The following is a 23,618-nucleotide window of genomic DNA, read 5'->3' on the forward strand; positions in this document are numbered from 1 at the left end:
AGCCGCGTGACCGAGCCTCCGGGTCGAGCCGCGTGACCGAGCCTCCGGGTCGAGCCGCGTGACCGAGCCTCCGGGTCGAGCCGCGTGACCGAGCCTCCGGGTCGAGCCGCGTGACCGAGCCCCCAGCCCGAGCCTCCAGGCCGAGCCTCCAGGCCCGAGCCCCAGAACGCCCCCAAGCAGGGCCCGCCACCCTGGGGGCCACCCCTGTTCCAGCGTATCGCCGCACCCCGGCGAAAAGCCGAAAAACCGCAGCCCAGGCCCTGGTCTGTCCACATCAGGCCCGGGCTGTGGACAACTAGTGCCGAGCCTCCGCGTGGTCCCGCCGAGACCGGAGAAGCCCGGCCACCGACACCACCGCGATCCCGAGCCCGACGCCCGTGACGATCGAAGCCACCATGGTCGCCTCGCCCGTGACCAGGCCGAACGCCCCACCCAGGTACACCGGGATGCTCACCGCCACCGGCAGCCAGTTCCGCAGTGCGAACGCCCGGTCGGAGGCCAGCCACAGCACCAGCGTCACCGCCGCTCCGGTGATGACCGGGATCGCCCAGACCACCAGGCTCGTCACCGCGTCCATCCCGAGCGACTTGAACCACTCGAACGTCGCCTGGCCCATTCCGATGAACAGCACGACCAGCGCCACGCGGACGCCGGTGGCTCCCTGGCCCCGTCGGCTCGTCATGTTCCCTCCCGAGTTCGTCGTCACTCGTACCACGTTCGGGTGACGTCGGAGGTTGCCTCGGTGCGCCGGACGGTTCGCCACCGCGCGGCCGCGACCAGCAGGAAGATCACCAGTGGGACCGCCATGAAGACGAGCACGAACGTGTGACCCCGGGACGCCGACCCGGTGACCAGGCCGAACAGCCCGAGAACGGTGACCGGGGCGGCCGAGCCGAGCAGCGGGAGCTCCCGGAGGGCCGGCCGCTTCCCCGTCAACCGCCAGTACAGGAACCCGCCGGCCGGGGCGGTCAGGATGAGGGCCACCACCAGCACCACGGCCGTCCATTCGCCCACGCCGAGCGCGGTCAGCCAGTCGGCGCCGATCGGACCGAGCGTGAGGCTCGCCCACGTCGCGAGCGTCACCAAGGTGACCAGCCGGATCTCCGCGACCGTCTTCATGCGTCCCCCTCGAGAAGTCGTCGAGAGCACCACGCGCGAGCGGCCCGGACGGTTGCCATAAGCGCACCTGGTCGCCGATGTCAAGAAATCTCACCGGATTTCCCGAGATGCGGATGGCTATGCGCCCTAGTGGGTGACCGTGCGAACCTCGCCCCGATACCGACCCCGAAAGGCGATGCCGACGTGCGCACCCACCACAGAACCCGCTTCCTGGCCTCGGCGCTGGCCGCCCTGACCGCTGTGGGCGTGCTCGCGGGCTGTTCCCGCGCCGCGGAAAACACCGCCACCCCGGCCGCGAACGAGGGCAGCGCCGGCGAGGTGCGGCTCGGGTTCTTCCCGAACGTCACGCACGCGCCCGCGCTGATCGGCGTCAAAAAGGACTTCTTCAAGAAGGAGCTGGGCTCGACCAAGCTCACCACCCAGACGTTCAACGCGGGCCCCGAAGAGGTCAACGCGCTGCTGGGCAACTCCCTCGACATCGCCTTCATCGGCTCCGGCCCGGCGATCAACGCCTTCACCAAGTCCAAGGGCACCATCCAGCTGATCTCGGGCGCCGTCTCGGGCGGTGCGCAGCTGGTCGTCAAGCCGGACATCACCAGCGTCGACCAGCTCAAGGGCAAGACGATCGCCACGCCGCAGCTGGCCAACACCCAGGACGTCGCGCTCAAGAAGTTCCTGGCCGGCAAGCAGCTGACCGGCCAGGTCAAGATCACCAACCTGGACAACTCCAAGACGCTCGACGCCTTCAAGAAGGGCGAGCTCGACGGCGGCTGGCTGCCCGAGCCGTGGTCCTCGCGGCTGGTGCTCGACGCCGGCGCGAAGGTCCTGGTCGACGAGAAGACCCTGTGGCCGGGCGGCCGCTTCCCGACCACCGTCGTCATCGTGCGCAGCGAGTTCCTGCAGCAGCACCCGGACACCGTCAAGGCCGTCCTGAAGGGCCAGCTGGCCGCGATCGACTGGGCGAAGGCCAACCCGGCGGACGCGAAGACCGTCGTGAACGGCGCCCTCAAGGAGCTGGCCGGCAGCAGCCTGAGCCAGGGCGTCATCGACCGCGCGTTCTCCGGCATCGAGCTGACCACCGACCCGATCCCGGCCGAGTTCCCGCAGCTCGCGCAGGACTCGGTCACGGCGGGTGTGGTCAAGTCGGCGGTAGCGTTGAAGGGCTTCGCCGACTTCGGTCCGCTGAACGAGGTCCTCAAGGAGACGAACCAGCCCGCCGTGAACGCTCCCGAACTCGCCAAGTGATCTCGAGAGGCAGCCAGCGATGACCACGACCCTCCCGACCGGCCGGAGCAGCTTCACCGGCGCGACCGCGGTCCGGCTCGACGGCGTCCGCAAGACGTTCGGCCCGGCCGGGCGGGCGGTCGTCGCGCTCGACGGCGTCGACCTCACGGTCGCGCCCGGCGAGTTCGTCTGCCTGCTCGGCGCGTCCGGCTGCGGCAAGAGCACGCTGCTGAACCTGGTCGCGGGGCTCGACGCGCCGTCGGCGGGGGAGATCACGCTGAACACGTCGCGGCCCGCGGTCATGTTCCAGGAGGCCGCGCTGATGCCGTGGCTGACCGCGGCCCGCAACGTCGAGCTGCCGCTGCGCCTGGCCGGTTTCGGCCGTGCCGAGCGCCGCGAAAAGGCCGCCGAGCTGCTGGACCTGGTCCGGCTGACCGACGCGGGCGGCAAGCGGCCGCACGAGCTGTCCGGCGGGATGCGCCAGCGGGTCGCGCTGGCCCGCGCGCTGGCCGCGACCCTGCGCGTCGGCGGCGACCCGGAGCAGGCGCTGCTGCTGATGGACGAGCCGTTCGCCGCGCTCGACGCCATCACCCGCGACGTCCTGCAGGGCGAGCTGCTGCGCGTCTACCGCAGCACCGGCACGTCGGTGCTGTTCGTGACCCACGACGTGCGCGAGGCCGTCCGGCTCGGGCAGCGCGTCGTGCTGCTGTCGTCGCGGCCGGGCAAGGTCGTGCGCGAGTGGACGGACGTGCCGCTGGCCGACGCCGAGGAGCTCACCGAAGAGATCACCGCGCACCTGCGAGAGGTGATCAGCACCCATGCCGCAGCTTGACCAAGCCGGGGAGCCCGACCTCGACGCGGTCGGCGCCGGACTGGACTCGCTCGACGCCCCGGTCGGCGAGCGCCGCCCGAGCTTCTGGAAGCGGTTCGCCTGGGGTTTCCTGCCGCCGGCGGCCGCGCTCGTCCTCCTGATCGTCGTCTGGCAGGTCCTCTGGGCCGCGGCGTTCTGGTCGGAGGCGCAGCTGCCCGCGCCGCTCGCGGTGTGGGACGAGTTCTGGAGCCGCGTCGTCACCGGCGAGGTGTTCGGGTTCGTCTGGACGTCGGTCCACCGCGCCGCGCTCGGCTTTATCGCCGGCGTGCTCATCGGCACGCCGCTGGGCCTGGTCGTGGCGAAGGTCCGCGTGGTGCGCGCGGCGATCGGTCCGCTGCTGAGCGGGCTGCAGAGCCTGCCGTCGGTGGCCTGGGTGCCGGCCGCGATCCTCTGGTTCGGCATCAACGACGGCGCGATCTACTTCGTCGTGCTCCTGGGCTCGGTGCCGTCGATCGCGAACGGCCTGGTGTCCGGCATCGACCAGATCCCGCCGATCCTGCCGCGCGTCGGCCAGGTGATGGGCGCGAACCGGCTCTCCTCGGCCCGCCACATCCTGCTGCCGGCCGCGCTGCCGGGGTTCCTCGCCGGGCTCAAGCAGGGCTGGGCGTTCTCGTGGCGCTCGCTGATGGCGGCGGAGCTGATCGCGTTGTCGCCGCAGCTGGGTGTCGGGCTCGGCGCGTACCTCAACCAGGGCTCGTCGCTCAACAGCATCGAGACGGTGATCGCGGCGATCTTCCTGATCCTGCTGGTCGGCGTCGGGATCGAGCTGCTGGTGTTCCGCCCGCTGGAGCGCGCGGTGCTGCGGGCCCGCGGGCTGACCGCGTCGCTCTAGCCCTCGCCGATGTCGAAGCCGGGCTCCCGGCCTCGACGTACCCTTCGCAAGCGTCACTCGAGCGAAGGAGTTCCTGTGGTTGACGTGCTGTTGGAGGGGATCGCGTTCGGCGAGTCGCCGCGCTGGCACGACGGCCGGCTGTGGTTCGCCGACTGGGTGGCGCACGAAATCGTCGCGGTCACCCCGGCCGGACGCCGCGAGGTCGTGTTCCGCGCGGACTTCCCGACGATGCCGATGTGCTTCGACTTCCTCGACGGGCAGCCGCTGATCGTGTCCTCGTCGGACGGCCTCCTGCTGCGGCTCTCACCCGACGGCCTGACCACCCACGCCGACCTCGGCGGGAGCGGCTTCAACGAGATCGTCGTCGCGGGCGACGGCGGCTGCTACGTCAACGGCGGCGGGTTCGACCTGATGGCGGGCGAGGAGTACCGCCCGGGGTCGATCCGGCACGTCAGCCGGGCGGGCGTGGTCCGCGAAGTGGCGGACGGCATCGCCTTCGGCAACGGCATGGCCCTGACCCCGGACGGCGGGACGCTGATCGTCGCGGAGTCGTACGCGAACCGGCTGACGGCCTTTTCGGTGCTCCCGGACGGCGGGCTGACCGGCCGCCGGGTGTGGGCGGATCTCGGCAAAGGAGTCCCGGACGGCATCGCCCTCGACGCCTCGGGCGCGGTGTGGGTGTCCGACGTGCCGGGGCGCTCGTGCACCCGGGTCCGCGAGGGCGGGGAAGTCCTAGAGCTGCTGACGCTGGAACAGGGCTGTTTCGCGTGCGCGCTCAGCGAGGACACGCTCTACCTGGTGACGCAGGAGTGGCGCGGGCTGCAAGCAGTCGGGGAGGCGGAGCGGACCGGCCGGATCCTGACCCACCCGGTCCTCGCCGGCGCTCACTCCACCGCGACCTCGAGCGAAAGCTGCTGAAGCAGCTGCAGGACGTCGGGTCCGGGCTGGTCTTCTTCATAGGCTTCGACGACCTTGACGAACCCCAGCAGCAAACCACGCAGAACGGCCTCCTGACGGCGGGCCAGCTCGTCGACGGCCTGCTTGACGACGTCCTGGACCTCTTCGGCGTATTCCGGCGGCACGGCGGAGTCCGCGGTCAGCGTGAAGTCGAGGGCACCTTCGAGCAGTTCGGGATAGCCGCTCGAGCCGGGCTCGTCGCCTTCGCCCTGCAAGTTCAGGCGAAGCCGGTAGACCGACGCCAGCAGGCCGATTCCGGTCTGCACCAGGTCCGTGTCGTCCATGCCGAGAGCATGACACGCGATCCGCGGCCGCGCCGCTCGCCGGGACGACAGAAACCCCGGACGGAACCGCCCGGGGTTTCTGTGCGTGAGGCTCAGCGGCCGCGGCGGCCGCCCGCGCGAGTGCCGGACGAGAAGGCAGCCGCGCCGCCGGAGCCGCGGTTGCCCGCGGCCGAAGCGCCGGAACGGGCCGCGCCACCCGAGGCGGCCGGGGCACCGGAGCGTCGCGAACCACCCGAGGCGGCGGCACCGGAGCGTCGCGAACCGCCCGAAGCGGCACCCGACCTGCGGCTACCGGACTTCTCGGCGGCGGCCGAGCGGGCCTCCTGGCCGGCGGCGCGAGACCGCTGTCCGCCCCGGTTCTCCTTGGGCGTGGCGGGAGCGCCACGGCGACCGCGGCCACCGCCCGGCGCCGCGCCCGAAGCCGTGACCTTCTTCGGCCGGTTGTCCACCGGCGGGCGCTTCGGCGACGCCGTGAAGGAACGCTCACCCGGGGCCAGCTCCGCCAGCAGCGGGTGACCCGGGCCGAGCTGGGTCGTCGTCGGCTTGATGCCGGCCTTGCGCGTCAGGTCGCGCACGTCGCGGACCTGCGCGTCGGTCATCAGCGTCACGACCGTGCCCGACGCGCCCGCGCGCGCCGTGCGGCCCGAGCGGTGCAGGTACGCCTTGTGCTCGACCGGCGGGTCGGCGTGGATGACCAGGCGGACGTCGTCGACGTGGATGCCGCGGGCCGCGATGTCGGTCGCGACCAGCGTCTTCGCGGCGCCGGACGAGAACGCTTCGAGGTTGCGCGTGCGCGCGTTCTGGCCGAGGTTGCCGTGCAGCTCGACGGCCGGGACACCGGACGCCACGAGCTTGCGGGTCAGCGCCTTCGCGCGGCTCTTCGTCCGCGTGAAGACGAGCGTGCGGCCCGGCGCGGCGGTGAGGTCGACCAGCACCGGCAGCCGGTGGGTCTCCTCGAGGTGCAGGACGTGGTGCTCCATCGTCGACACCGGCGACTGCGCCGAGTCGACGCTGTGCGTGATCGGGTCGTTCATGAAGCGCTTGACCAGCACGTCGACGCCGTTGTCCAGGGTCGCGGAGAACAGCATCCGCTGCCCGCGCGAGGGCGTCTGGTCCATGATCCGCCGCACCTCGGGCAGGAAGCCCAGGTCGGCCATGTGGTCGGCCTCGTCGAGGACGGTGATCTCGATGGCGTCGAGCTTCACGTGCCCGGAGCGCATGTGGTCGGCGAGCCGGCCGGGGCAGGCGACGACGATGTCGATGCCGTCACGCAGCCGGGTGATCTGCGGGTTGGCCGAGACGCCGCCGAAGATGGTGGTCGTCTTCAGGCCCAGCGGCTTGGCCAGCGGCAGGATGGACGCCTCGATCTGCGTCGCGAGCTCACGGGTCGGCGCCAGGATGAGCGCGCGCGGACGGCCGGGCTTGCGCCGCGTCGGGCCCGCCGCGAGGCGGGCCAGCAGGGGCAGCACGAAGCCGTAGGTCTTGCCGGAGCCGGTCCGGCCGCGGCCGAGCACGTCGCGCCCGGCGAGGGTGTGCGGCAGGGTCGCCGCCTGGATGGGGAAGGGCGCGGTGACGCCCTGAGCGGCCAGCGAGTCCACGAGGGTGACGGGCAGGCCGAGTTCAGCGAAAGTCGTCATAAGTGCATGTGGGCGCAGGGGCGCCCTGGTCTCCGTTACCTGAGAAGGGTTGTCCTGCCCGGCGCAGACCGGTCAACGGCCGCGGCGCGTGGTAGTCGACAACAGCAGCGGGCCGAGGCAGAACTGAGCGGCCCGCATGATCAGTGTACCAATGAGGGTGACGTGGCCCCAGTGAGATTGCCCGCACCTAGGGGTCTTGCTAAGTTACCGGTCGGTAATCGAGGAGGAGCGTCCATGCTGCTGAACCCGCACGAGTACGACCCGAGCCACTTCGACGCGGAAACGCGCCGGTTGCTCCGGGCCACCATCGACTGGTTCGAGCAGCGCGGCAAGGCGAAGCTGGCCGAGGACTACCACGCCCGCACCTTCTACTCGGACTTCCTCGAGTTCGCGGGCAAGGAAGGCCTGTTCTCGACCTTCCTGACGCCGTCCGCGAACGCCGGTGGCAACCCGGACAAGCGCTGGGACACCGCCCGCGTCGCCGCGCTGTCGGAAATCCTCGGCTTCTACGGCCTGAACTACTGGTACCCGTGGCAGGTCACGATCCTCGGCCTCGGTCCGGTGTGGCAGAGCGGCAACTCCGCGGCGCGTGAGCGCGCGGCGGCGGCGCTGGACGCCGGCGGCGTCGGCGCCTTCGGACTGTCCGAAAAGGACCACGGCGCCGACATCTACTCGTCCGACCTGGTGCTGACCAAGGACGGCGACGGCTACCGCGCCACCGGCTCGAAGTACTACATCGGCAACGGCAACTGCGCGCGCACGGTGTCGGTCTTCGGCCGCATCGACGGCGTCGAGGGCGCGGACCAGTACGTCTTCTTCTACGCCGACTCCGAGCACCCGAACTATCACGTGGTCAAGAACGTGGTGCCGTCGCAGATGTACGTCGCCGAGTTCCGGCTCGAGGACTACCCGGTGACCGCCGACGACATCCTGCACGTCGGCGCCGAAGCCTTCAGCGCCGCGCTGAACACCGTCAACATCGGCAAGTTCAACCTCTGCTTCGGCGGCATCGGCATGGCGACGCACTCGCTGTACGAAGCCATCACGCACGCGCACAACCGCGTCCTTTACGGCAAGCCCGTCACGAACTTCCCGCACGTCCGCCGCGAGTTCGTCGAGGCGTACGCGCGGCTGACCGCGATGAAGCTGTTCTCCGACCGCGCCGTCGACTACTTCCGCAGCGCTCACGCCGAAGACCGCCGCTACCTGCTCTTCAACCCGATCACCAAGATGAAGGTGACCACCGAGGCGCAGAAGGTGATCGGCCTGGTCGCCGACGTCGTGGCGGCCAAGGGCTTCGAGGCGGACACCTACCTCGCGATGTCGAAGAACGACATCGACGGCCTGCCCAAGCTCGAAGGCACGGTGGCGGTGAACCTCGCGCTGATCGCGAAGTTCATGCCCGCGTACCTCTTCGCGCCGCAGGAGTACGCGCCGGTCGGCACCCGCACCGACGCCGCGGACGACGAGTTCCTCTTCCGCCAGGGCCCGGCGCGCGGCCTGTCGAAGGTCCGTTTCCACGACTGGAAGACCGCCTACGCCGGCGCCGCGCACATCCCGAACGTCGCGCTGTTCACCGAGCAGGCCGGGTACCTGGTCAAGCTGCTGACGGAGGCCACGCCGGACGAGGCCCAGCAGGCCGACCTCGACTTCGGGCTCGCGCTGACCGAGCTGTTCACGCTGATCGTGTACGGCCAGCTGGTCCTGGAGCAGGCCGAGATCACCGGCCTCGACACCGAGGTCGTCGACCAGATCTTCGCCGTGCTGGTGCAGGACTTCAGCGCCGCGGCCGTGGACCTGAACGGCAAGGCGAGTTCCACCGAGGCCCAGCAGGCGATCGCGCTGGCCGCGCTGCGCAAGCCGGTGGTGGACGCCGAGCGCTTCGAGAACGTCTGGACGAGGGTCCGCGAGCTTTCCGGGGTCTACGCTATGCACCCGTGATGGCCAGGAAGTACCAGCTCGGCGTGACGCGCAAGGCCGCGAACGTCGTCGTGACGGCGTTGCTGGAGCGCGGGATCCCGGTCAACGGGCGCACCGGCTACCTGCTGACCACGCGAGGACGCAAGAGCGGAGTGGACCGGACCACTCCGGTCAACGTCCTCGAGGTCGGCGGTGACCGCTGGCTCGTCTCGCCGTACGGGCAGGTCGGCTGGGTGCATAACCTGCGCGCCGACGCCACCGCCCGGCTGCGGCGCGGCCGCACGCGCGAGACGTGGTCCGTAGAAGAGGCCGACGCCGCGGCGGCCGGGCCGGTGCTGCGCGCGTACGTCCGCAAGATCCCCGTGACGGCGCCGTTCTTCGACGCGAAGCTCACCGACCCCGCCGAGGCCTTCGCCGCGGAAGCCGATCGACACCCGGTCTTCCGGTTGGCAAGATCGCGAGGGTGAACCGAGAGCGGGCGGCCGAGCTGATCTGGGACGCGTGGCAGACCGGGAAGCGCCTCGACGGCCTTCCCGACGACGCCCGCCCGCGCGACCTCGCCGAGGGCATGGCCGCGCAGGCGGCGCTCGCCGAGCTGGCCGGGCCGGTGTCCGGCTGGAAGATCGCCGCGACCACCGCGTACGCCCGGCAGTACCTCGACGTCCCCGGCCCGCTGCCGGGCGTGATGTTCGAGCGCTACCGCCACGCCGAGGGCGAGCCGGTGCCGGCCGACACGATGACCATGGGCGTCGCCGAGCCCGAGTTCGCGTTCCGGCTCAAGGCCGATCCGGGGCTGTCGCCGTCGCTGACCGCGGTTCTCGACGCCGTCGACACGATGTTCCTCGCGCTCGAGATGCCGGACAGCCGCTACACCGACCACCAGCACGCGGGCGGGCCGCAGCTGCTCGCCGACGTCGCGTGCGCGGGCCGGTTCGTCGAGGGGCGGGCGGTGCCGGGCTGGCGCGACCTCGACCTGCCGCGCAGCCCGGTGGTCCTCCACGCGGACGGCGAGGAGTTCTCCCGCGGCAGCGGAAGCCTGGTGCTGGGCGACCCGCGGCTGGCTCTGCACTGGCTGGCGATGGAGCTGCCCCGCCACGGCCTCGCGTTGCGCCCCGGCGACATCGTGACGACGGGGACGGCGACCCCGCCGTGCCCGATCCACGCGGGCGGCCACGTGGGGGCGGACTTCGGCCCGCTGGGCGGCGTCGAGGTGCGGTTCGCCGGGGTAGAGTAGTTCGTCGCGTTGGCGAGCGCGGCAGGCCACGGCACCCCGACCGGCTGACCCCCGCCGAGTGGCGGGTGGTCGACGCGGTCCGCCACGGCCTGACCAACGGCGAGATCGCCCGGCGGCGCGGCACCAGCCGGGACGCGGTCAAGTTCCACGTCGGCAACGCGGTCCGCAAGCTCGGCCTGTCCGGGCGGGCGGAGCTCCGAGCGTGGCGCGGCGCCCCGGCGGGCAGTGCGCTCACGGGCCGGGTTTCGGAGGAGGCACCGATGCTGGGACCGATCGGGCAGGTTTCGCGGACGGTGGCGGACCTCGACCGCGCGAAGGCGTTCTACGGCGAGGTACTGGGCCTCACGCATCTCTACACGTTCGGGGACTTGGCGTTCTTCGACTGCGACGGCACCCGCCTGTTCCTGACGGCGGGCGAGCCACGCGGAGCGGAGTCGGTGCTGTACTTCAGCGTCCCGGACATCAACGCGGCTTACGACACGCTGCGCTCGCGAGGTGTCGAGTTCGTGGGGGCACCGCACCTGATCTTCCGCCACGAGTCCGGGGTGGAGGAGTGGATGGCGTTCTTCACCGACCCGGACGGCTACACGACCGCGATCATGAGTCAGGTTCGTTAGAGTGATCGGGTGCTGACGTTCCGTGCCGGGTTCTTGGTGGTGGCCGGAGTGGTGACGGCGCTCGACGCGGGATTCTGGTGGTTCGCGCAGGCCCAGCACCAGACGAACGCCCGGACCGGCTTCCTGGTGGCGTTCGTGCTGCTGCTGGCGCTGCTCGCGGTGTCGGCGGGTCTGGTCCGGTGGGAGGTGGCGGCCCCGCTGGGAGCGGCTTCGACGTCGGGCTTGTTCTTCGTGGGCGCGGCGGCGATCTTCAGCGTGGGATTCGGGTTCCTGCTGGCGGCGGTGGTGGAGGCGGCGCTGGTCCGCAGGCTGGTCGTCGACGCGTCCCCGGAGGGCTGGCACGGCGGAAACTGGCTGATCAGCTCGGCGGCCGCGGTGGTCCCGGTGGTGCTGTTCGTGGTGGGCCTGGTCGCGATGCGCTAATCGCAGAGGACCCTTTGCAGAGGACTCTCTGCGGTGTAGCTTGGCTGTCATGACCGAGTCGTCACGACCGATCGACGCGCGGATGCTCCGGGCGCTGGCCCACCCGCTGCGGATGCGCATGCTCGACTTGCTGCAGGCGGACGGCCCCGCCACCGCGACCGGGCTCGGGAGGCGGGTCGGCGAAAGTTCCGGGACCACCAGCTGGCACCTCCGCCTGCTGGCCGAGGCCGGTCTGGTGGTGGAGGACACCGAGCGCGGGAACAAGCGCGAACGCTGGTGGCGCTCCGCCCAGGAGACAACCCGGATGCGGGCGGCCGACTTCATCGACGACCCGGACCTCGCCGGTCCGTTGGACATGTTCCTGCGGTCCGTGATCGAGCAGCGCTACCAGGCGGAGTCACGGTTCCTGAGCGAACTGCCGCGGTGGACGGAGCAGTGGTACGACAAGGCGGTTTTCGGCGACGCGAGGTTGTCCCTGACACCCGAGGAGACGGCCGCGATGAGCGCCGAGATCGACGAGGTGATCACCCGCTACCGCCGGGACGCGCGACCGGGCGACCACAACGTGATCGCGCACTGGTCGGCGTTCCCCTGGCAGGCACAACCGGAGGAATCCGACCCATCGAAGTCCGACTGAGGGGGACGAACGTGGTGCACTTCCTGATGGCGGAAGACCTGGTCCGCGAGCGAGAGACCGAGCTGAGACGGGTCGCGGCCAGGGTGACCGGCCAAGCCGAAACCCGGCGGCAACGCCTCGGCTGGCTCCTCGTCGAAGCGGGCCTGAGGCTGGTGGCGAGCCGGCGCCACTCTCGGGCTGGGTTCCGGTTAGGTCGCCGATCGAGGCTCACTTCACCCTTGGCGGAGCGGTACGGGCAGTTCGGGTGAGGCCGCGAACGATCGTCCTGCCACGGAACCAGGGGATCGCGGCAATCGACGCCGTCCCGCCGCAAGGGGTGATCGCCGTCGCCCGGATCGATGGTGCCGCCGCCGGGAGCGAGGACGAGCTGTTCGGCCAGTTCTCGGACGCGCTGCGCTTCCCGGCCTACTTCGGCTGGAACTGGGCCGGCGGATCCTCCTCGGAATCCTCGGGCGGGCCGCGCGGGAGTGGGCGAACCCGCTGGGCCGGCCGCGCAACGCCGGGATCCCGTTCCAGACGGTCCTCCTCGCCGCGGAAGCCGACGTCGAAACGCTGCGGGCCGAGCTGCGCGGCTAGAACGGGAAAAGGCCCTCCCGGACCGCGCTTCCGGGAGGGCCTTCTTCACCGCACGGTCACGGCAGGCCCGCGAGCCCGGCCGACACCGTGTTGGCGAACGCGTACCCGTTCGACGCGTCCCAGTTGATCGACCACGTCATCGCGCCGCGGATCGTCGGGTACGTCGTCGACGGCTTGAAGCTGCCGCATGAGGTTCCGCGGGCCAGGCAGTTCAGCGCCGACACCGTGTTCGCCGGGGCCTGGTACCCACCGCCCGCCGCCTGTGACGAGGCCGGGAGGCCGAGGCCCACCTGGTCCGCGCGCAGGCCGCCCTGGAGCTGGATGCAGGCCAGCGCCGTCAGGAAGTCGACCGTGCCCTGGGCGTACACGCTGCCGTTGCAGCCGAGCATCGTGCCGGAGTTGTAGTACTGCATGTTGACGACCGTCAGGATGTCCTTGATGCCCAGCGCCAGCTGGAAGTAGCCACCCTGCGTGGACTGCATGTCGATCGTCTGCGGCGCCATCGTGATGACCTTGCCGCCGCCGTTGTAGATGCTGCGCAGCGCCTGGCCCATGTACGTCGCGTTGATGCCGTTCTCGAGGTCGATGTCGACGCCGTCGAAGCCGTAGTTCGAGATCAGCGACTTGATGCTGTTCGCGAAGTTGTTCGCCGACGAAGAGTCGCTCACGCTGATCGTGCCGTTCTGGCCGCCGACCGAGATGATGACCCGCTGGCCGCGCGCCTGGACAGTCTTGATGTCGGCCTTGAACTGCGCGTCCGTGTAGCCGCCGAGCTGCGACGACAGGCCCGAGTCGAGCGTGAAGCTCACCGCGCCCGGCGTGCCCGTGGCGTCCGCGAACGACACCGCGATGATGTTGTACTTCGTCGGGACGTCGGCCAGCTTCAGCGCCTTGGCGCCGTTGTAGAAGTTCTGCCAGTAGCCGGTCAGGACGTGCTTCGGCAGGTCACCCTGGGTGGGCGGCGGCGTGGTCGTCGTCGGCGGGGTCGTGGTGGTGGGCGGGGTCGTCGGCGTGGTGGGGGTGGTCGGCGTCGTCGGCGGCGGGGTGCCCGGGCCGTCGAGGCTGACGTCGTCGGCGTAGTACGTCGGCTGGCCGTACCAGCCGTGCAGGTACACCGTCAGCGACGTGCTCGAGCCGGTCGTGAAGCTCAGCGACAGCTGCTGGTAGCCGCTGGTGCCCGGCGTCCACGTGCTGGACGTCGCCGAGCCGGAAACGCCCAGGTAGACGTAGCTGCCCTGGACCCACGCCGACAGCTTGTACGCCGTGTTCGCCGAGACGGTGAGCGTCTGCGAGCACTGCGCGTTGTCCGACGACGTCGGCGTCACGTTCAGGGCGCGGCTCCCGCTGTGGACCGGGCTGCTCACCGCGGTCGGCGGGGAGGTGCACGTCCAGCCCGAGGTGCCGGCTTCGAAGCCGGGGTTGGCCAGGATGTTCGCCGCCGAGGCGTTGCCGGCGAGGACGAATGTCACGCCGAGACTCAGCGCGACCACGGAAAGTAATGAAAGCAGGGCTAGACGAACCTTGGGGACCACGAGCGACCTCCACGAAGGCGGTGAGGCAGGTCACCACAAAATGGACTAGACCAATATGATTGTCAAGGAGCCCCATCCGAAAGTCGGGGCAGCGGAAACGGCAGAATGCGAGAATCGGAACCCCGAAGGCGAAGCAGGAGCGTGTAGCAGTGAGCGTGTCGGTCGAGCAGAAGATCGCCGAAGAACTGGGCGTGCGCGAAGGACAGGTCAAGTCCGCCGTCGACCTGCTCGACGGCGGCTCGACCGTGCCTTTCATCGCGCGGTACCGCAAGGAAGTCACCGGGATGCTCGACGACGCGCAGCTGCGCACGCTCGAGGAGCGGCTGCGCTACCTGCGGGAACTCGACGAGCGCCGCCTCGCGGTGCTCGAATCCATCCGGAGCCAGGGCAAGCTGGACGAGGCCCTCGAAGCCTCGATCCTCGCCGCGGACACCAAGTCGCGCCTGGAGGACATCTACCTCCCGTACAAGCCGAAGCGCCGCACGAAGGCCATGATCGCGCGTGAAGCGGGGCTCGAGCCGCTGGCCGACGGCCTGCTCAACGACCCGACCACGGACCCGCAGGCCGCGGCCGCGGTGTTCGTCGACGCGGACAAGGGCGTCGCGGACGCGCAGGCGGCCCTCGACGGCGCCCGCTCGATCCTCGTCGAGCGCTTCGCCGAGGACGCCGATCTCATCGGTGACCTGCGCGAGAAGATGTGGGGCCAGGGTCACCTGGTCGCCAAGGTCCGCTCGGGCAAGGAGGAGGAAGGCGCGAAGTTCTCCGACTACTTCGACTTCTCCGAGCCCTACACCAAGCTCCCCTCGCACCGGATCCTCGCGATGCTGCGCGGCGAGAAGGAGGAGGTCCTCGACCTCACGATGTCGCCGGACGAGCCCACCGACGAGCCGCAGGTCGGGCCGACCGACTACGAGGCGCGCATCGCCGCCAAGTTCGGCATCGCCCAGCAGGGGCGCCCGGGTGACAAGTGGCTCGGCGACACCGTGCGCTGGGCGTGGCGCACCAAGATCCTCCTGCACCTGGGCATCGACCTGCGGATGCGGCTGCGCCAGGCGGCCGAGGACGACGCCGTGCGCGTGTTCGCGGCCAACCTGCGCGACCTGCTGCTGGCCGCGCCGGCCGGCACCCGCGCCACGATGGGCCTCGACCCGGGCTTCCGCACCGGCGTCAAGGTGGCCGTCGTGGACGCGACCGGCAAGGTCGTCGACACCCACGTCATCTACCCGCACCAGCCGGCTAACAAGTGGGACCAGTCGATCGCGGAGCTGGCGGCGCTGTCGGCCCGGCACAAGGTCGACCTGATCTCGATCGGCAACGGCACGGCGTCGCGCGAGACCGACAAGCTCGCGCAGGAGCTGATCAAGAAGCACCCTGAGCTGAAGCTCACGAAGGCGATCGTGTCCGAGGCGGGCGCCTCGGTGTACTCGGCGTCGGCGTTCGCTTCGGCGGAGCTGCCGGACATGGACGTCTCGCTGCGCGGCGCGGTCTCGATCGCCCGCCGGCTGCAGGACCCGCTGGCCGAGCTGGTGAAGATCGACCCGAAGTCGATCGGCGTGGGGCAGTACCAGCACGACCTGTCCGAGGTGTCGCTGTCGCGTTCGCTCGACGCGGTGGTCGAGGACTGCGTGAACGCGGTCGGCGTCGACGTCAACACGGCGTCCGCGCCCCTGCTGACCCGCGTCTCGGGCATCACGACGGGGCTGGCGGAGAACATCGTTTCGCACCGTGACTCGAACGGGCCGTTCCGCTCCCGCACGGCGCTGAAGGAGGTCGCGCGGCTCGGCCCGAAGGCGTTCGAGCAGTGCGCGGGCTTCCTGCGCATCCCGGACGGCGACGACCCGCTCGACTCGTCGTCGGTGCACCCGGAGGCGTACCCGGTGGTCCGGCGGATCCTGACGAAGACGGGCACGGACCTGCGGTCGCTGATCGGCAACACGCGGACGCTGTCGTCGCTCAAGCCCGCCGAGTTCGTGGACGAGACGTTCGGTCTCCCGACGGTGACGGACATCCTGGCCGAGCTGGACAAGCCGGGCCGCGACCCGCGGCCGGCGTTCAAGACGGCTACTTTCGCCGAGGGTGTCGACAAGATCGGTGATCTGAAGCCGGGGATGCGGCTCGAGGGTGTCGTGACGAACGTGGCGGCGTTCGGGGCGTTCATCGACGTCGGAGTGCACCAGGACGGGCTGGCGCACGTTTCGGCGCTGTCGAAGAATTTCGTGAAGGATCCGCGCGAGGTCGTGAAGCCCGGGGACATCGTGAAGGTGAAGGTTCTCGAGGTCGATGTGCCGCGGAAGCGGATTTCGCTGACGCTGCGGCTGGATGACGAGCCGGGTGCACCCTCGTCGCGCGGCGGCGGTGGCGGTGGTCGTGACCGGGGTCAGGGCGGCGGCGGTGGCGGTCAGCAGCGCCGTGGTGGTTCGGGTGGCGGCGGTCAGCGCGGTGGTGGCGGTGGTCAGCGCGGCGGCTCCGGGTCCGGATCCGGGTCGAGCGGCTCCATGGCGGACGCGCTTCGGCGGGCCGGGTTCGGCAAGTAGGGCCTCGATTTGCCCACAGGCCGGCGGAGTTGTGGACAACTCCGCCGGCCTGTGGCCTTTCCACCGGTTTCGTCAGCGGGCGGCGATAGACTGGAGCCGGGCACGCCCCCCTGGGGTGTGGCGGGGGCGCGTCCGGTCGCGGCGAGGTCGGGGTTGGTGCCTGCCCGACAGCCGCCCGACCGGCTCTGCCCTCCGTGGGACGTCCGGGGAGCGGTAGGCCGACCCGTTGCCGGACAGGACGCGCTCGACGATCACGCCCGGATCGGCGAACGAGGCGACGGCTCGACGCAGCATTCAGGCGGACCGCCGCGAAGCGTCCGTCGGAGGTCTTGACGCAGTAGCCCTGGCCGGCCGCCAGATCAGGGGAGCCTCACCGTCGCGCTCCAGCCGATGTAGCCGAAGTCGCGACCGTTGAAGCTCAGGTCGTTTTTGCCGGTGAAGGAGCCGGTGGTGCCCCCTTGCGGATCCGACGCGGGGCTGTCGACATCTACCGCGATGCCCCTCGTGCCGCACGGTCCCCCCGGTCTGGGCCGCGGTGGGGGAGGCTCCCGGTGGCCGGCGGGGAAGTCTGTTGCTTCAGGCTGCTGATCTCCTGCTGGGCCTAGGTCAGCTGGTTGCCCCGGTCGGCTCCGCGAGGCCCGGGCGTCGTCGGGTGGGTGACGGTCACTTCCGGTCTCATCGGGAACCGGCTCCGGCCGGTTCACCTGCCCAGAGTCACCCGAAGCGAGCGAACTGCTACACCGGCGTGATCGGCAGCCGCAGGGCTCCCGGGGCCTCCGACGGCACCGCCGGGTTCGATGGCGCCACCGCCGCCACTCGCTGATACGGCGTACCCAACGTCGGCCGCGGGTCCGCCTCGCCGCGATTCGGCCAGAACGCCATCGCCCGCTCGGCCTGTGCCGTGATCGTCAACGACGGGTTCACCCCCAGGTTCGCCGAGATCGCCGACCCGTCCACCACGTGCAGCCCCGGGTACCCGTACAACCGCTGGTAAGGATCGACGACCCCCGTGTCGGCCGAGTCCCCGATCGCGCAGCCGCCGATGAAATGGCCCGTGATCGGGATGTTCGCCATGTCCGTCCACGCGCCCTGGGGCAGCCCGCCGATCTTCGCGGCCACCCGGCGCGTCACCTCGTGCCCCGCCGGGATCCAGGACGGCGAAGGCGCTCCGGAACCCTGGCGAGTTGTCATCCGGCGGCCGAACAGACCCCGCTTTGTGTACGTCGTCACGGAGTTGTCCAAAGTCTGCATCACCAGCAGCCCGATCATCCGCTCCGACCAGTGCCGCGGGTTGTGGATCCGCAGCAGCTGACCACGCTGCCGCCACAGCTCGCGCAACCCCAGCACCCAACGGCGGCGCCCGGGTGAACCGTCCACCAGGACCGTTGCCATCAGGCCCATCACGTTGCTGCCGCGCCCGTAGCGCACCGGCTCCACGTGCGTCACCTCGTCCGGGTGGATCGACGACGTGATCGCCACGCCGCGCGTGTAGTCCGTGTCCGGGCGCAGCGACCTCGCCGCCAGCACCGCCTCCGAGTTCGTCCGGGCCAGCAGACCCAGTCGTGGGGAAAGCGAAGGCAAAACACCGGTGTCGCGCATGCGGTGCAACAACCGCTGCGTCCCCAGTGCAGCCGCCGAGAACACCACCTGCGACGCCGTGAACGTCCGGCGGGACCGGCGGCCGGTGCGTCGCGTGTCCACCGCGTACCCGCCGGGGATCGGCCGGACCGACACCGCGGTCGTCAGCGGGTGCACCCGGGCGCCCGCCTGCTCGGCCAGGTACAGGTAGTTCTTGACCGTCGTGTTCTTCGCCCCGACCCGGCAGCCGGTCATGCATTCGCCGCACAACGTGCACGAGGAACGCAACGGGCCCGCGCCGCCGAAGAACGGGTCCACTCCGGACTGTCCGAAGTAGACGCCGACCGGTGTGCGGCGGTACGTGTGGCCGATACCCATGTCCTCGGCGACGTCCTGGAGCACGCGGTCCGCGGCCGTCGTCGCCGGGTTCTCGACCACGCCGAGCATCCGCTTCGCCTGGTCGTAGTACGGCGAAAGCTCGTCCTTCCAGTCGGTGATGTGCGCCCACTGGGGATCGGCGTAGAACTTGTCCGGCGGTTCGTACAACGTGTTCGCGTACACCAGCGAGCCGCCGCCGACGCCGGAGCCGCTCATCACGAACGTGTTCTTCAGCAGTGTCAGCCGCTGGATGCCGAAACACCCGAGCGCGGGCGCCCACAGGTACTTCCGCAGCCGCCACGACGTCTTCGCGAACTCGTCGTCGGCGAACCGGCGGCCGGTCTCCAGCACACCGACGCGGTAGCCCTTCTCGTTCAGCCGCAGCGCCGTGACGCTCCCGCCGAAGCCCGAACCGATCACCAGGACGTCGTAGTCCATCACGCCACCACCTGGTAGTCGCCCACGTCCAGCCGCCGGGTCCGGCGGTCGTACTCGGTGACCAGGCCCGGCCAGTTGGTCGTCACGCGGCCGTCGGCCTGCCGGTACCAGCTCGTGCACGCGCTCCACACGCTGTGACCCAGCCGCCGCTGCACCTCCCGGTCGTAGCGCTCCTCGACCTCCGGCTTGACGTCCACATAGGACACCCCGGGTCGAGCGAGCTGCTCGACCGCCTGGCGGATGTAGCGCGCCTGCCGTTCGATCATGTAGATGATGGACCCGGCGCCCAGGTTGGTGTTGGGACCGTAGACGCAGAACATGTTCGGGAACCCGGGCACGGTGATGCCCAGGTACGCCCGCGCGCCGCCGGCCCAGGCGTCCCGCAGTGACTTCCCGCCGAGGCCGAGCACCTTCAGCCGGCCGAGGAAGTCCGTCGCGGCGAACCCGGTGCCGTACACCAGGACGTCCGCCTCGAGCTCGGTCCCGTCTTCGACGCGCACGCCGCGGGGCGTGATCGACGAGATCCGCCGCGTCTCGACGTCGACGTTCGGCTGCGCCAGCGCGGGCAGGTACTCGTTGGTGAACAGGATCCGCTTGCAGCCCAGGGGATAGGCCGGCTTCAGCTTCGCGCGCAGCTCGGGGTCCTTGACGTGGCGACGCCGCAGCTGCGCCGTCCGCAGCTCGAACACCTTCGCCAGCAGGGGGTGCTTCGTCATCGCGTACGTCGCGTATTCGGCGAGCAGGAAGATCCGCAGCCGGCCGAGCAGCTGCGTGGGCGGCAGGTGCTCGAACAGCCAGTGCTGCCACCGCCGGTAGGTCGGGTCGGACTTCGCCATGACGTACGGCGGCGTGCGCTGGAAGACCGTGACGTGCTTCGCCCGCTTGCGCAGCTCGGGCACGAACTGGACGGCGCTGGCCCCGGTCCCGATGACGGCGACGCGCTTGCCGGCCAGGTCGGCGTCGTGGTCCCAGCGCGCCGAGTGGAAGGCGTCGCCGCCGAAGCTCTCCCGCCCCGGGATGTCCGGCAGCACCGGCCGCGACAGCTGGCCGACGGCGGGGACGAAAACGTTTGCCTCGTACGTTTCACCGCTGCGCGTCTCGACGCTCCAGACGCCGCGCGCCTCGTCGAACGCGGCCCCGGTGACCTCGGTTCGGTAGCGGATGTGCGGCTCGAGCCCGTACTTGGCGATGACGTTCCGCAGGTAGCCCAGGATGTCCGGCTGGTGCGAGAACCGCTTCGGCCAGCGCGGGTTCGGCTCGAACGAGAACGAGTAGAGCGGCGACGGGATGTCGCACGCGGCGCCGGGGTAGGTGTTGTCCCGCCAGACGCCGCCGGGCCCCTCCGCGCTCTCGAGGATCGTGAAGTCCGTGAACCCGGCGCGCTTCAGCTCGATCGCCGTACCGATGCCGCCGAAGCCGGTGCCCACGATCAGCACCGACGGCCCCTTCGCCGAACTACTCATGCGAAAAAGCTACGCAGCCGAGGCCTGTGACAACAGGCCACGAACGGTCACCCGATCGAGAATTCCGGCCAGCTCTCACTCTGGTGGGTTGATGCGCACCTCCTGACCCTCCGCGGCCGGCTCCGCCCAGGTCAGCAGCCGCTCGGCCGCGCTCTCCAACGCCGCGAGGTCGCGCTTCGGCAGCTTCTCGAACAGCGACAGCTCCAGCACCGCGGCCTTGCGCTCCCAAAAGCCCCGGACGTACCCGCCGACCAGTAGCGTGCCCTTGACCAGGCCGTTCTGGGTGATGACGCGCTTGCAGCAGTCGTCGGAGATCACCCGGGTGCGGTCCGCGTACGACAGGATCGTCTGGTCGAACGGACCCAGCAGCCGGGGCGGCGCCGGGACGTCTTCGTCCGGCACAGTCAGCTCCGGCAGGTCCAGCAGCTCGCGCCCGTCCTCGTCGCGGTACCGCCGGAGGTCCATCGAAGCCGCCACCTCGCCCAGCCGGGTGATGCCCGCCCACGTCTGGACATCGGCCACCGTCGCCGGGCCGAACGCGCGCAGGTAGCGCGAGATCAGCGAAGCGGGCGAAGGCGGAGGTAGCGACGCGCCCACCCACTGGTCGAGACACGCGTACGTCGTCTGCCCGGCCTTGCCCCAGATCGCCCGCGGCGGAGTCTGGACCAGCGGCAACCGCCCCCGGGCCAGGTGCGTCAGGGAGGCCGCGGGGACGTCCCAGCGCCGCGCCAGCTCGGCACCCAGCGCTGTGCTGGACAACGCCGAAGCGGCCAGTAGCTCACGCGCCGCCGAGGCGACGACGTCGTGATCCAGGCCGGCCAGCGCCTTCGCGTGCAGCGTGTTCGTCTTGAGATCGCGGTCGTACAGCACCTGGACCACCGGCCGCCACGCCAGCGCGTCCGCCGCCGTCACCAGGTGGACCGTGCCGCGCATCAGCGCGATCCGGACCACCTGCCTGCTCTCCAGCAGCGAGGCCAGGTCCGCGGGCCGGAAGCCGTGCAGCCGCGCCCACAGCGCGTAGTACGGCGGGAACGGCGCCTGCGCCTGGAGGCCCGCGAGGTGCTCGACGGCGTCGAGCGCGGACATCTTCGCGCGGCGAAGCAGCAGCTGGCGCTCCAGCGTCGCCCGGTTCAGTGCCTGTCGGCTCACCGTCGTGGTCACCGGGCCACCCTAGCGAGCGGCACCGACAGTTCCGGGTCCATAATCCGGCCATGGCCGAGCTCGCCGCGCCCGCCGTCGGGGACTGGGACTTCCCGCGCGGCACCGCGAGCATCGAGCTGATGACCCGGTTCGCCGCCGACCGCGGCCTGCCCGCCGAAAAGCTGCTCGCCGCGACGACGCTCTCGCCGGAGCTCCTCGCCGACCCGTCGGTGCAGGTCGACGCGCGTCAGGAGCTGGCCGTCGTCCGCGCGCTGGCCGAGCTGGACGGCTCGGACGCGACGGCCATGGAGCTCGGGCGCCGCTACCGCGTCACCACCTTCGGCATCTTCGGGTTCGCCTGCATCAGCAGCCCGACGCTGCGGGACGCGATCCTGTTCTCCCTGCGCTACTTCGACCTCAGCTTCGCCTTCTGCATCCCGCACGTCGAGCTGGAGCGCGACCGCCTGACGCTGGAGCTGGACGACAGCCGCGTCCCCGCCGACGTCGCCCGGTTCCTCGTGCTGCGCGACCTGGCGGCGATCTTCTCGGTGATGCGCGACCTGCTGCCGGAGATCGCGCTGGACGACCTCTGCTTCCGCCACGAAGCGTCCACAGTGGACGGATACGGGACGACGTTCGGCGTGCTGCCGCGGTTCGGCGCCGACGCCTGCCGCGCGACGCTCGACGCCGCGCTGCTGATGCTGCCGCTGCCGCAGGCCAACGAGCAGACCGTCGCCCTGTGCGCCGCGCAGTGCGAAGCGCTGGTCGCGCGCAAACGCCGGCGTTCGGGCATCTCCCAGCAGGTCCGGGAGCGGCTGGTCCGGCTCGGCGGCGTCGACGCGGGGATGGACGAGATCGCCCGCCAGCTGACGCTCAGCACGCGCACGCTGCGGCGGCGGCTGACCGAGTCCGGCACCAGCTACCGCGCGCTGGTCGACGAAGTCCGCCAGACGCTGGCCGAGGAGCTGCTCGACACCGGCGTCCTGTCGGTCGAGGACGTCGCGTACCGGCTCGGGTACGCGGAGGCGTCGAGCTTCATCTACGCGTTCAAGCGCTGGACCGGGATGACGCCGGCGGCGTTCGCCCGGCGCTTCCGGGCCGCTCGGCAAGCACCGCCGGGTAGGTGAGCTTCAGCAGGTTGAGGATCGAATCGGTGAGAAAGGTGCGCAGGGCGGCGCGGTCGAGCGTGCCGCGGATCAGCCATTCGCGCGACGCGGCCCGCAGCAGGCCGCCGAACGACCGGATCATCGCGCGCAGCTCCTCCCGGCCGTCGGTGACGTCGGTCATCAGCGCGGCTTCCAGCACCCGGTCGGCGGCGATCTCGTCGGCCTCGAGCATGATCCGCTCGATCTCGGGGTCGCGGCCCGCGGACTCGGGGCCGATCACCGTCAGCCAGGCGTCGCGGTTGCGGTCCACGACGTCGATCCACCGTTCGACGCCGATCGCCAGCCGCTCCTCCATCGTGGTGTCCGGCAGCGCTTCGGTGACCGGCGCCGGCACGATCATCAGCTGGCGCACCACTTCCAGGTACAGCTCGCGCTTGCCGCCGAAGTAGTGGTTGATGAGCGGGCGCGCCACCCCGGCCGCCTCGGCGATGTCCGAAGTGGACACCGAGGCGTAGCTGCCCGCGCCGAACAGGTGCCGGGCGGCGGCGAGGATCTCCGCACGCCGTTCGGCCGGTTCGAGGCGGCGTCGCCGCGGCCGGGTCCCACTGGTCACCCGCTCAGCCTCGCGGGGGAGCGGCACGCTGTCAACAAGTAGTTGACCTGTCGTCAAAAGAGTGACTCCGGTGGCGGGCAACGGGTGTTTCGCGCCAACCTTTGTCGTTACGCAACCGGAACAACCGGCCGGTAACTTCCCGGCGCCCGGATGCGACGAGACGGCAGGGACCCGCGACCGGGGGCAGGAGCAGATGAGCGAAGAAGACGCGCCGATCCGGCCGGCCGGACGCTGGGTGAGCGTCCGCCTGCAGCATCGTCACGTCAGTTTCGACGACGGCTTCGAAGCGGACGAGCCGCTCCCCGACGGCGACTGCGCGGACGAGGAGTCGTTGTCGTACTCGGGAATCGTGATCACGGGCTACGACGAGGGGTCGAAGGTTTCCGAGCGCTGGATCCCGCTGGGCGTCGACCCGTCCGAAGCGGACGACGAGCAGCTGATCGAGCAGCTGCGCGAAGCCCTTCTCTGGCAAGCGGGGCGGCCGCCCCAGGTCGCCGAGGACTGA

Annotated in this window: 23 protein-coding genes; 14 read left to right on the plus strand and 9 right to left on the minus strand. The window is 70.7% G+C overall.

The annotated features are described in order from the left end of the window. Positions 1–295: 295 nt before the first annotated feature. A complete protein-coding gene (locus ACZ7OU_RS43300; protein ID WP_470245347.1) occupies positions 296–682 on the minus strand; it encodes a hypothetical protein in 387 nt (128 codons plus the stop codon). A gap of 20 nt (positions 683–702) precedes the next feature. Next, positions 703–1,119, minus strand: coding sequence for a hypothetical protein (locus tag ACZ7OU_RS43305; protein ID WP_470259743.1), 417 nt, complete (start codon positions 1,117–1,119; stop codon positions 703–705). 183 nt (positions 1,120–1,302) lie between these two features. On the opposite strand from ACZ7OU_RS43305, the gene ACZ7OU_RS43310 reads away from it, so the two are divergent. From ACZ7OU_RS43310 to ACZ7OU_RS43325, 4 genes are all read left to right on the plus strand, one after another. Then, positions 1,303–2,364 (plus strand): ABC transporter substrate-binding protein, encoded by a 1,062-nt coding sequence (locus ACZ7OU_RS43310; protein ID WP_470259744.1) that lies wholly within the window; start codon positions 1,303–1,305, stop codon positions 2,362–2,364. Between the two features lie 19 nt (positions 2,365–2,383). Then, positions 2,384–3,175, plus strand: coding sequence for an ABC transporter ATP-binding protein (locus ACZ7OU_RS43315; protein ID WP_470245344.1), 792 nt, complete (start codon positions 2,384–2,386; stop codon positions 3,173–3,175). After that, positions 3,162–4,046: an ABC transporter permease gene (locus ACZ7OU_RS43320; RefSeq protein WP_470259745.1), complete on the plus strand. Its 885-nt coding sequence runs from the start codon at positions 3,162–3,164 to the stop codon at positions 4,044–4,046. The genes ACZ7OU_RS43315 and ACZ7OU_RS43320 overlap by 14 nt, the downstream gene beginning before the upstream one ends. Positions 4,047–4,121: 75 nt before the next feature. Continuing rightward, positions 4,122–4,964: an SMP-30/gluconolactonase/LRE family protein gene (locus tag ACZ7OU_RS43325; RefSeq protein WP_470259746.1), complete on the plus strand. Its 843-nt coding sequence runs from the start codon at positions 4,122–4,124 to the stop codon at positions 4,962–4,964. Here ACZ7OU_RS43325 and ACZ7OU_RS43330 read toward each other — a convergent pair. Then, complete coding sequence (locus ACZ7OU_RS43330; protein ID WP_470245341.1) at positions 4,931–5,287, minus strand: hypothetical protein; 357 nt, start codon at positions 5,285–5,287, stop codon at positions 4,931–4,933. The two genes, ACZ7OU_RS43325 and ACZ7OU_RS43330, sit on opposite strands and share 34 nt — an antisense overlap. A 92-nt stretch (positions 5,288–5,379) precedes the next feature. Next, entirely contained in the window at positions 5,380–6,924 is a 1,545-nt protein-coding gene (locus tag ACZ7OU_RS43335; protein ID WP_470259747.1) for a DEAD/DEAH box helicase, read from the minus strand. 234 nt (positions 6,925–7,158) lie between these two features. Between ACZ7OU_RS43335 and ACZ7OU_RS43340 the strand changes: the two genes are divergently transcribed. From ACZ7OU_RS43340 to ACZ7OU_RS43370, 7 genes are all read left to right on the plus strand, one after another. Beyond that, the gene (locus ACZ7OU_RS43340) at positions 7,159–8,865 is read left to right on the plus strand and encodes an acyl-CoA dehydrogenase (RefSeq protein WP_470259748.1); all 1,707 of its coding nucleotides are present in this window, start codon (positions 7,159–7,161) and stop codon (positions 8,863–8,865) included. Further along, entirely contained in the window at positions 8,865–9,311 is a 447-nt protein-coding gene (locus tag ACZ7OU_RS43345; protein WP_470245338.1) for a nitroreductase family deazaflavin-dependent oxidoreductase, read from the plus strand. The genes ACZ7OU_RS43340 and ACZ7OU_RS43345 overlap by 1 nt, the downstream gene beginning before the upstream one ends. Then, positions 9,308–10,078 (plus strand): 2-keto-4-pentenoate hydratase, encoded by a 771-nt coding sequence (locus ACZ7OU_RS43350; RefSeq protein WP_470259749.1) that lies wholly within the window; start codon positions 9,308–9,310, stop codon positions 10,076–10,078. The genes ACZ7OU_RS43345 and ACZ7OU_RS43350 overlap by 4 nt, the downstream gene beginning before the upstream one ends. Next, positions 9,994–10,695: a VOC family protein gene (locus ACZ7OU_RS43355; protein ID WP_470259750.1), complete on the plus strand. Its 702-nt coding sequence runs from the start codon at positions 9,994–9,996 to the stop codon at positions 10,693–10,695. The genes ACZ7OU_RS43350 and ACZ7OU_RS43355 overlap by 85 nt, the downstream gene beginning before the upstream one ends. Positions 10,696–10,704: 9 nt before the next feature. Beyond that, entirely contained in the window at positions 10,705–11,118 is a 414-nt protein-coding gene (locus ACZ7OU_RS43360) for a hypothetical protein (RefSeq protein ID WP_470259751.1), read from the plus strand. 49 nt (positions 11,119–11,167) lie between these two features. Beyond that, positions 11,168–11,755, plus strand: a complete 588-nt coding sequence (locus tag ACZ7OU_RS43365; protein WP_470259752.1) for an ArsR/SmtB family transcription factor — start codon at positions 11,168–11,170, stop codon at positions 11,753–11,755. A 316-nt stretch (positions 11,756–12,071) separates the two neighbouring features. Next, positions 12,072–12,458: a barstar family protein gene (locus ACZ7OU_RS43370; RefSeq protein WP_470260158.1), complete on the plus strand. Its 387-nt coding sequence runs from the start codon at positions 12,072–12,074 to the stop codon at positions 12,456–12,458. Here the strand turns inward: ACZ7OU_RS43370 and ACZ7OU_RS43375 are convergent. Further along, on the minus strand, positions 12,388–13,863 hold the full coding sequence (locus tag ACZ7OU_RS43375; RefSeq protein WP_470245331.1) for a chitinase: 1,476 nt from the start codon (positions 13,861–13,863) through the stop codon (positions 12,388–12,390). The two genes, ACZ7OU_RS43370 and ACZ7OU_RS43375, sit on opposite strands and share 71 nt — an antisense overlap. 149 nt (positions 13,864–14,012) lie before the next feature. Between ACZ7OU_RS43375 and ACZ7OU_RS43380 the strand changes: the two genes are divergently transcribed. Beyond that, the gene (locus tag ACZ7OU_RS43380; RefSeq protein WP_470259753.1) at positions 14,013–16,397 is read left to right on the plus strand and encodes a Tex family protein; all 2,385 of its coding nucleotides are present in this window, start codon (positions 14,013–14,015) and stop codon (positions 16,395–16,397) included. 735 nt (positions 16,398–17,132) lie between these two features. Here ACZ7OU_RS43380 and ACZ7OU_RS43385 read toward each other — a convergent pair. The 3 genes from ACZ7OU_RS43385 to ACZ7OU_RS43395 form a co-directional block, all read right to left on the minus strand. Further along, positions 17,133–18,791 (minus strand): GMC oxidoreductase, encoded by a 1,659-nt coding sequence (locus ACZ7OU_RS43385; RefSeq protein ID WP_470259754.1) that lies wholly within the window; start codon positions 18,789–18,791, stop codon positions 17,133–17,135. Then, complete coding sequence (locus tag ACZ7OU_RS43390; RefSeq protein WP_470259755.1) at positions 18,791–20,254, minus strand: flavin-containing monooxygenase; 1,464 nt, start codon at positions 20,252–20,254, stop codon at positions 18,791–18,793. The genes ACZ7OU_RS43385 and ACZ7OU_RS43390 overlap by 1 nt, the downstream gene beginning before the upstream one ends. A 75-nt stretch (positions 20,255–20,329) precedes the next feature. Further along, positions 20,330–21,415, minus strand: coding sequence for a winged helix DNA-binding domain-containing protein (locus ACZ7OU_RS43395; protein ID WP_470259756.1), 1,086 nt, complete (start codon positions 21,413–21,415; stop codon positions 20,330–20,332). 50 nt (positions 21,416–21,465) lie between these two features. Between ACZ7OU_RS43395 and ACZ7OU_RS43400 the strand changes: the two genes are divergently transcribed. After that, a complete protein-coding gene (locus tag ACZ7OU_RS43400) occupies positions 21,466–22,521 on the plus strand; it encodes an AraC family transcriptional regulator (protein ID WP_470259757.1) in 1,056 nt (351 codons plus the stop codon). Here ACZ7OU_RS43400 and ACZ7OU_RS43405 read toward each other — a convergent pair. After that, positions 22,442–23,113 carry a TetR/AcrR family transcriptional regulator gene (locus tag ACZ7OU_RS43405; RefSeq protein ID WP_470259758.1) on the minus strand — a complete coding sequence of 224 codons (672 nt, stop codon included), beginning with the start codon at positions 23,111–23,113 and terminating at the stop codon, positions 22,442–22,444. The genes ACZ7OU_RS43400 and ACZ7OU_RS43405 overlap by 80 nt on opposite strands. 193 nt (positions 23,114–23,306) lie before the next feature. Between ACZ7OU_RS43405 and ACZ7OU_RS43410 the strand changes: the two genes are divergently transcribed. Continuing rightward, the gene (locus ACZ7OU_RS43410) at positions 23,307–23,618 is read left to right on the plus strand and encodes a hypothetical protein (protein WP_470245324.1); all 312 of its coding nucleotides are present in this window, start codon (positions 23,307–23,309) and stop codon (positions 23,616–23,618) included.

The organism is Amycolatopsis sp. NPDC114505 (assembly GCF_055633615.1).

Bases quoted from the DNA above. Each gene is read 5' to 3' on its own strand.
- ACZ7OU_RS43385 (WP_470259754.1), bottom strand. From the start codon at position 18,791: ATGGACTACGACGTCCTGGTGATCGGTTCGGGCTTCGGCGGGAGCGTC.
- ACZ7OU_RS43300 (WP_470245347.1), bottom strand. From the start codon at position 682: ATGACGAGCCGACGGGGCCAGGGAGCCACCGGCGTCCGCGTGGCGCTG.
- ACZ7OU_RS43365 (WP_470259752.1), top strand. From the start codon at position 11,168: ATGACCGAGTCGTCACGACCGATCGACGCGCGGATGCTCCGGGCGCTG.
- ACZ7OU_RS43345 (WP_470245338.1), top strand. From the start codon at position 8,865: ATGGCCAGGAAGTACCAGCTCGGCGTGACGCGCAAGGCCGCGAACGTC.
- ACZ7OU_RS43330 (WP_470245341.1), bottom strand. From the start codon at position 5,287: ATGGACGACACGGACCTGGTGCAGACCGGAATCGGCCTGCTGGCGTCG.
- ACZ7OU_RS43305 (WP_470259743.1), bottom strand. From the start codon at position 1,119: ATGAAGACGGTCGCGGAGATCCGGCTGGTCACCTTGGTGACGCTCGCG.
- ACZ7OU_RS43315 (WP_470245344.1), top strand. From the start codon at position 2,384: ATGACCACGACCCTCCCGACCGGCCGGAGCAGCTTCACCGGCGCGACC.
- ACZ7OU_RS43410 (WP_470245324.1), top strand. From the start codon at position 23,307: ATGAGCGAAGAAGACGCGCCGATCCGGCCGGCCGGACGCTGGGTGAGC.
- ACZ7OU_RS43390 (WP_470259755.1), bottom strand. From the start codon at position 20,254: ATGAGTAGTTCGGCGAAGGGGCCGTCGGTGCTGATCGTGGGCACCGGC.
- ACZ7OU_RS43340 (WP_470259748.1), top strand. From the start codon at position 7,159: ATGCTGCTGAACCCGCACGAGTACGACCCGAGCCACTTCGACGCGGAA.
- ACZ7OU_RS43400 (WP_470259757.1), top strand. From the start codon at position 21,466: ATGGCCGAGCTCGCCGCGCCCGCCGTCGGGGACTGGGACTTCCCGCGC.
- ACZ7OU_RS43335 (WP_470259747.1), bottom strand. From the start codon at position 6,924: ATGACGACTTTCGCTGAACTCGGCCTGCCCGTCACCCTCGTGGACTCG.
- ACZ7OU_RS43320 (WP_470259745.1), top strand. From the start codon at position 3,162: ATGCCGCAGCTTGACCAAGCCGGGGAGCCCGACCTCGACGCGGTCGGC.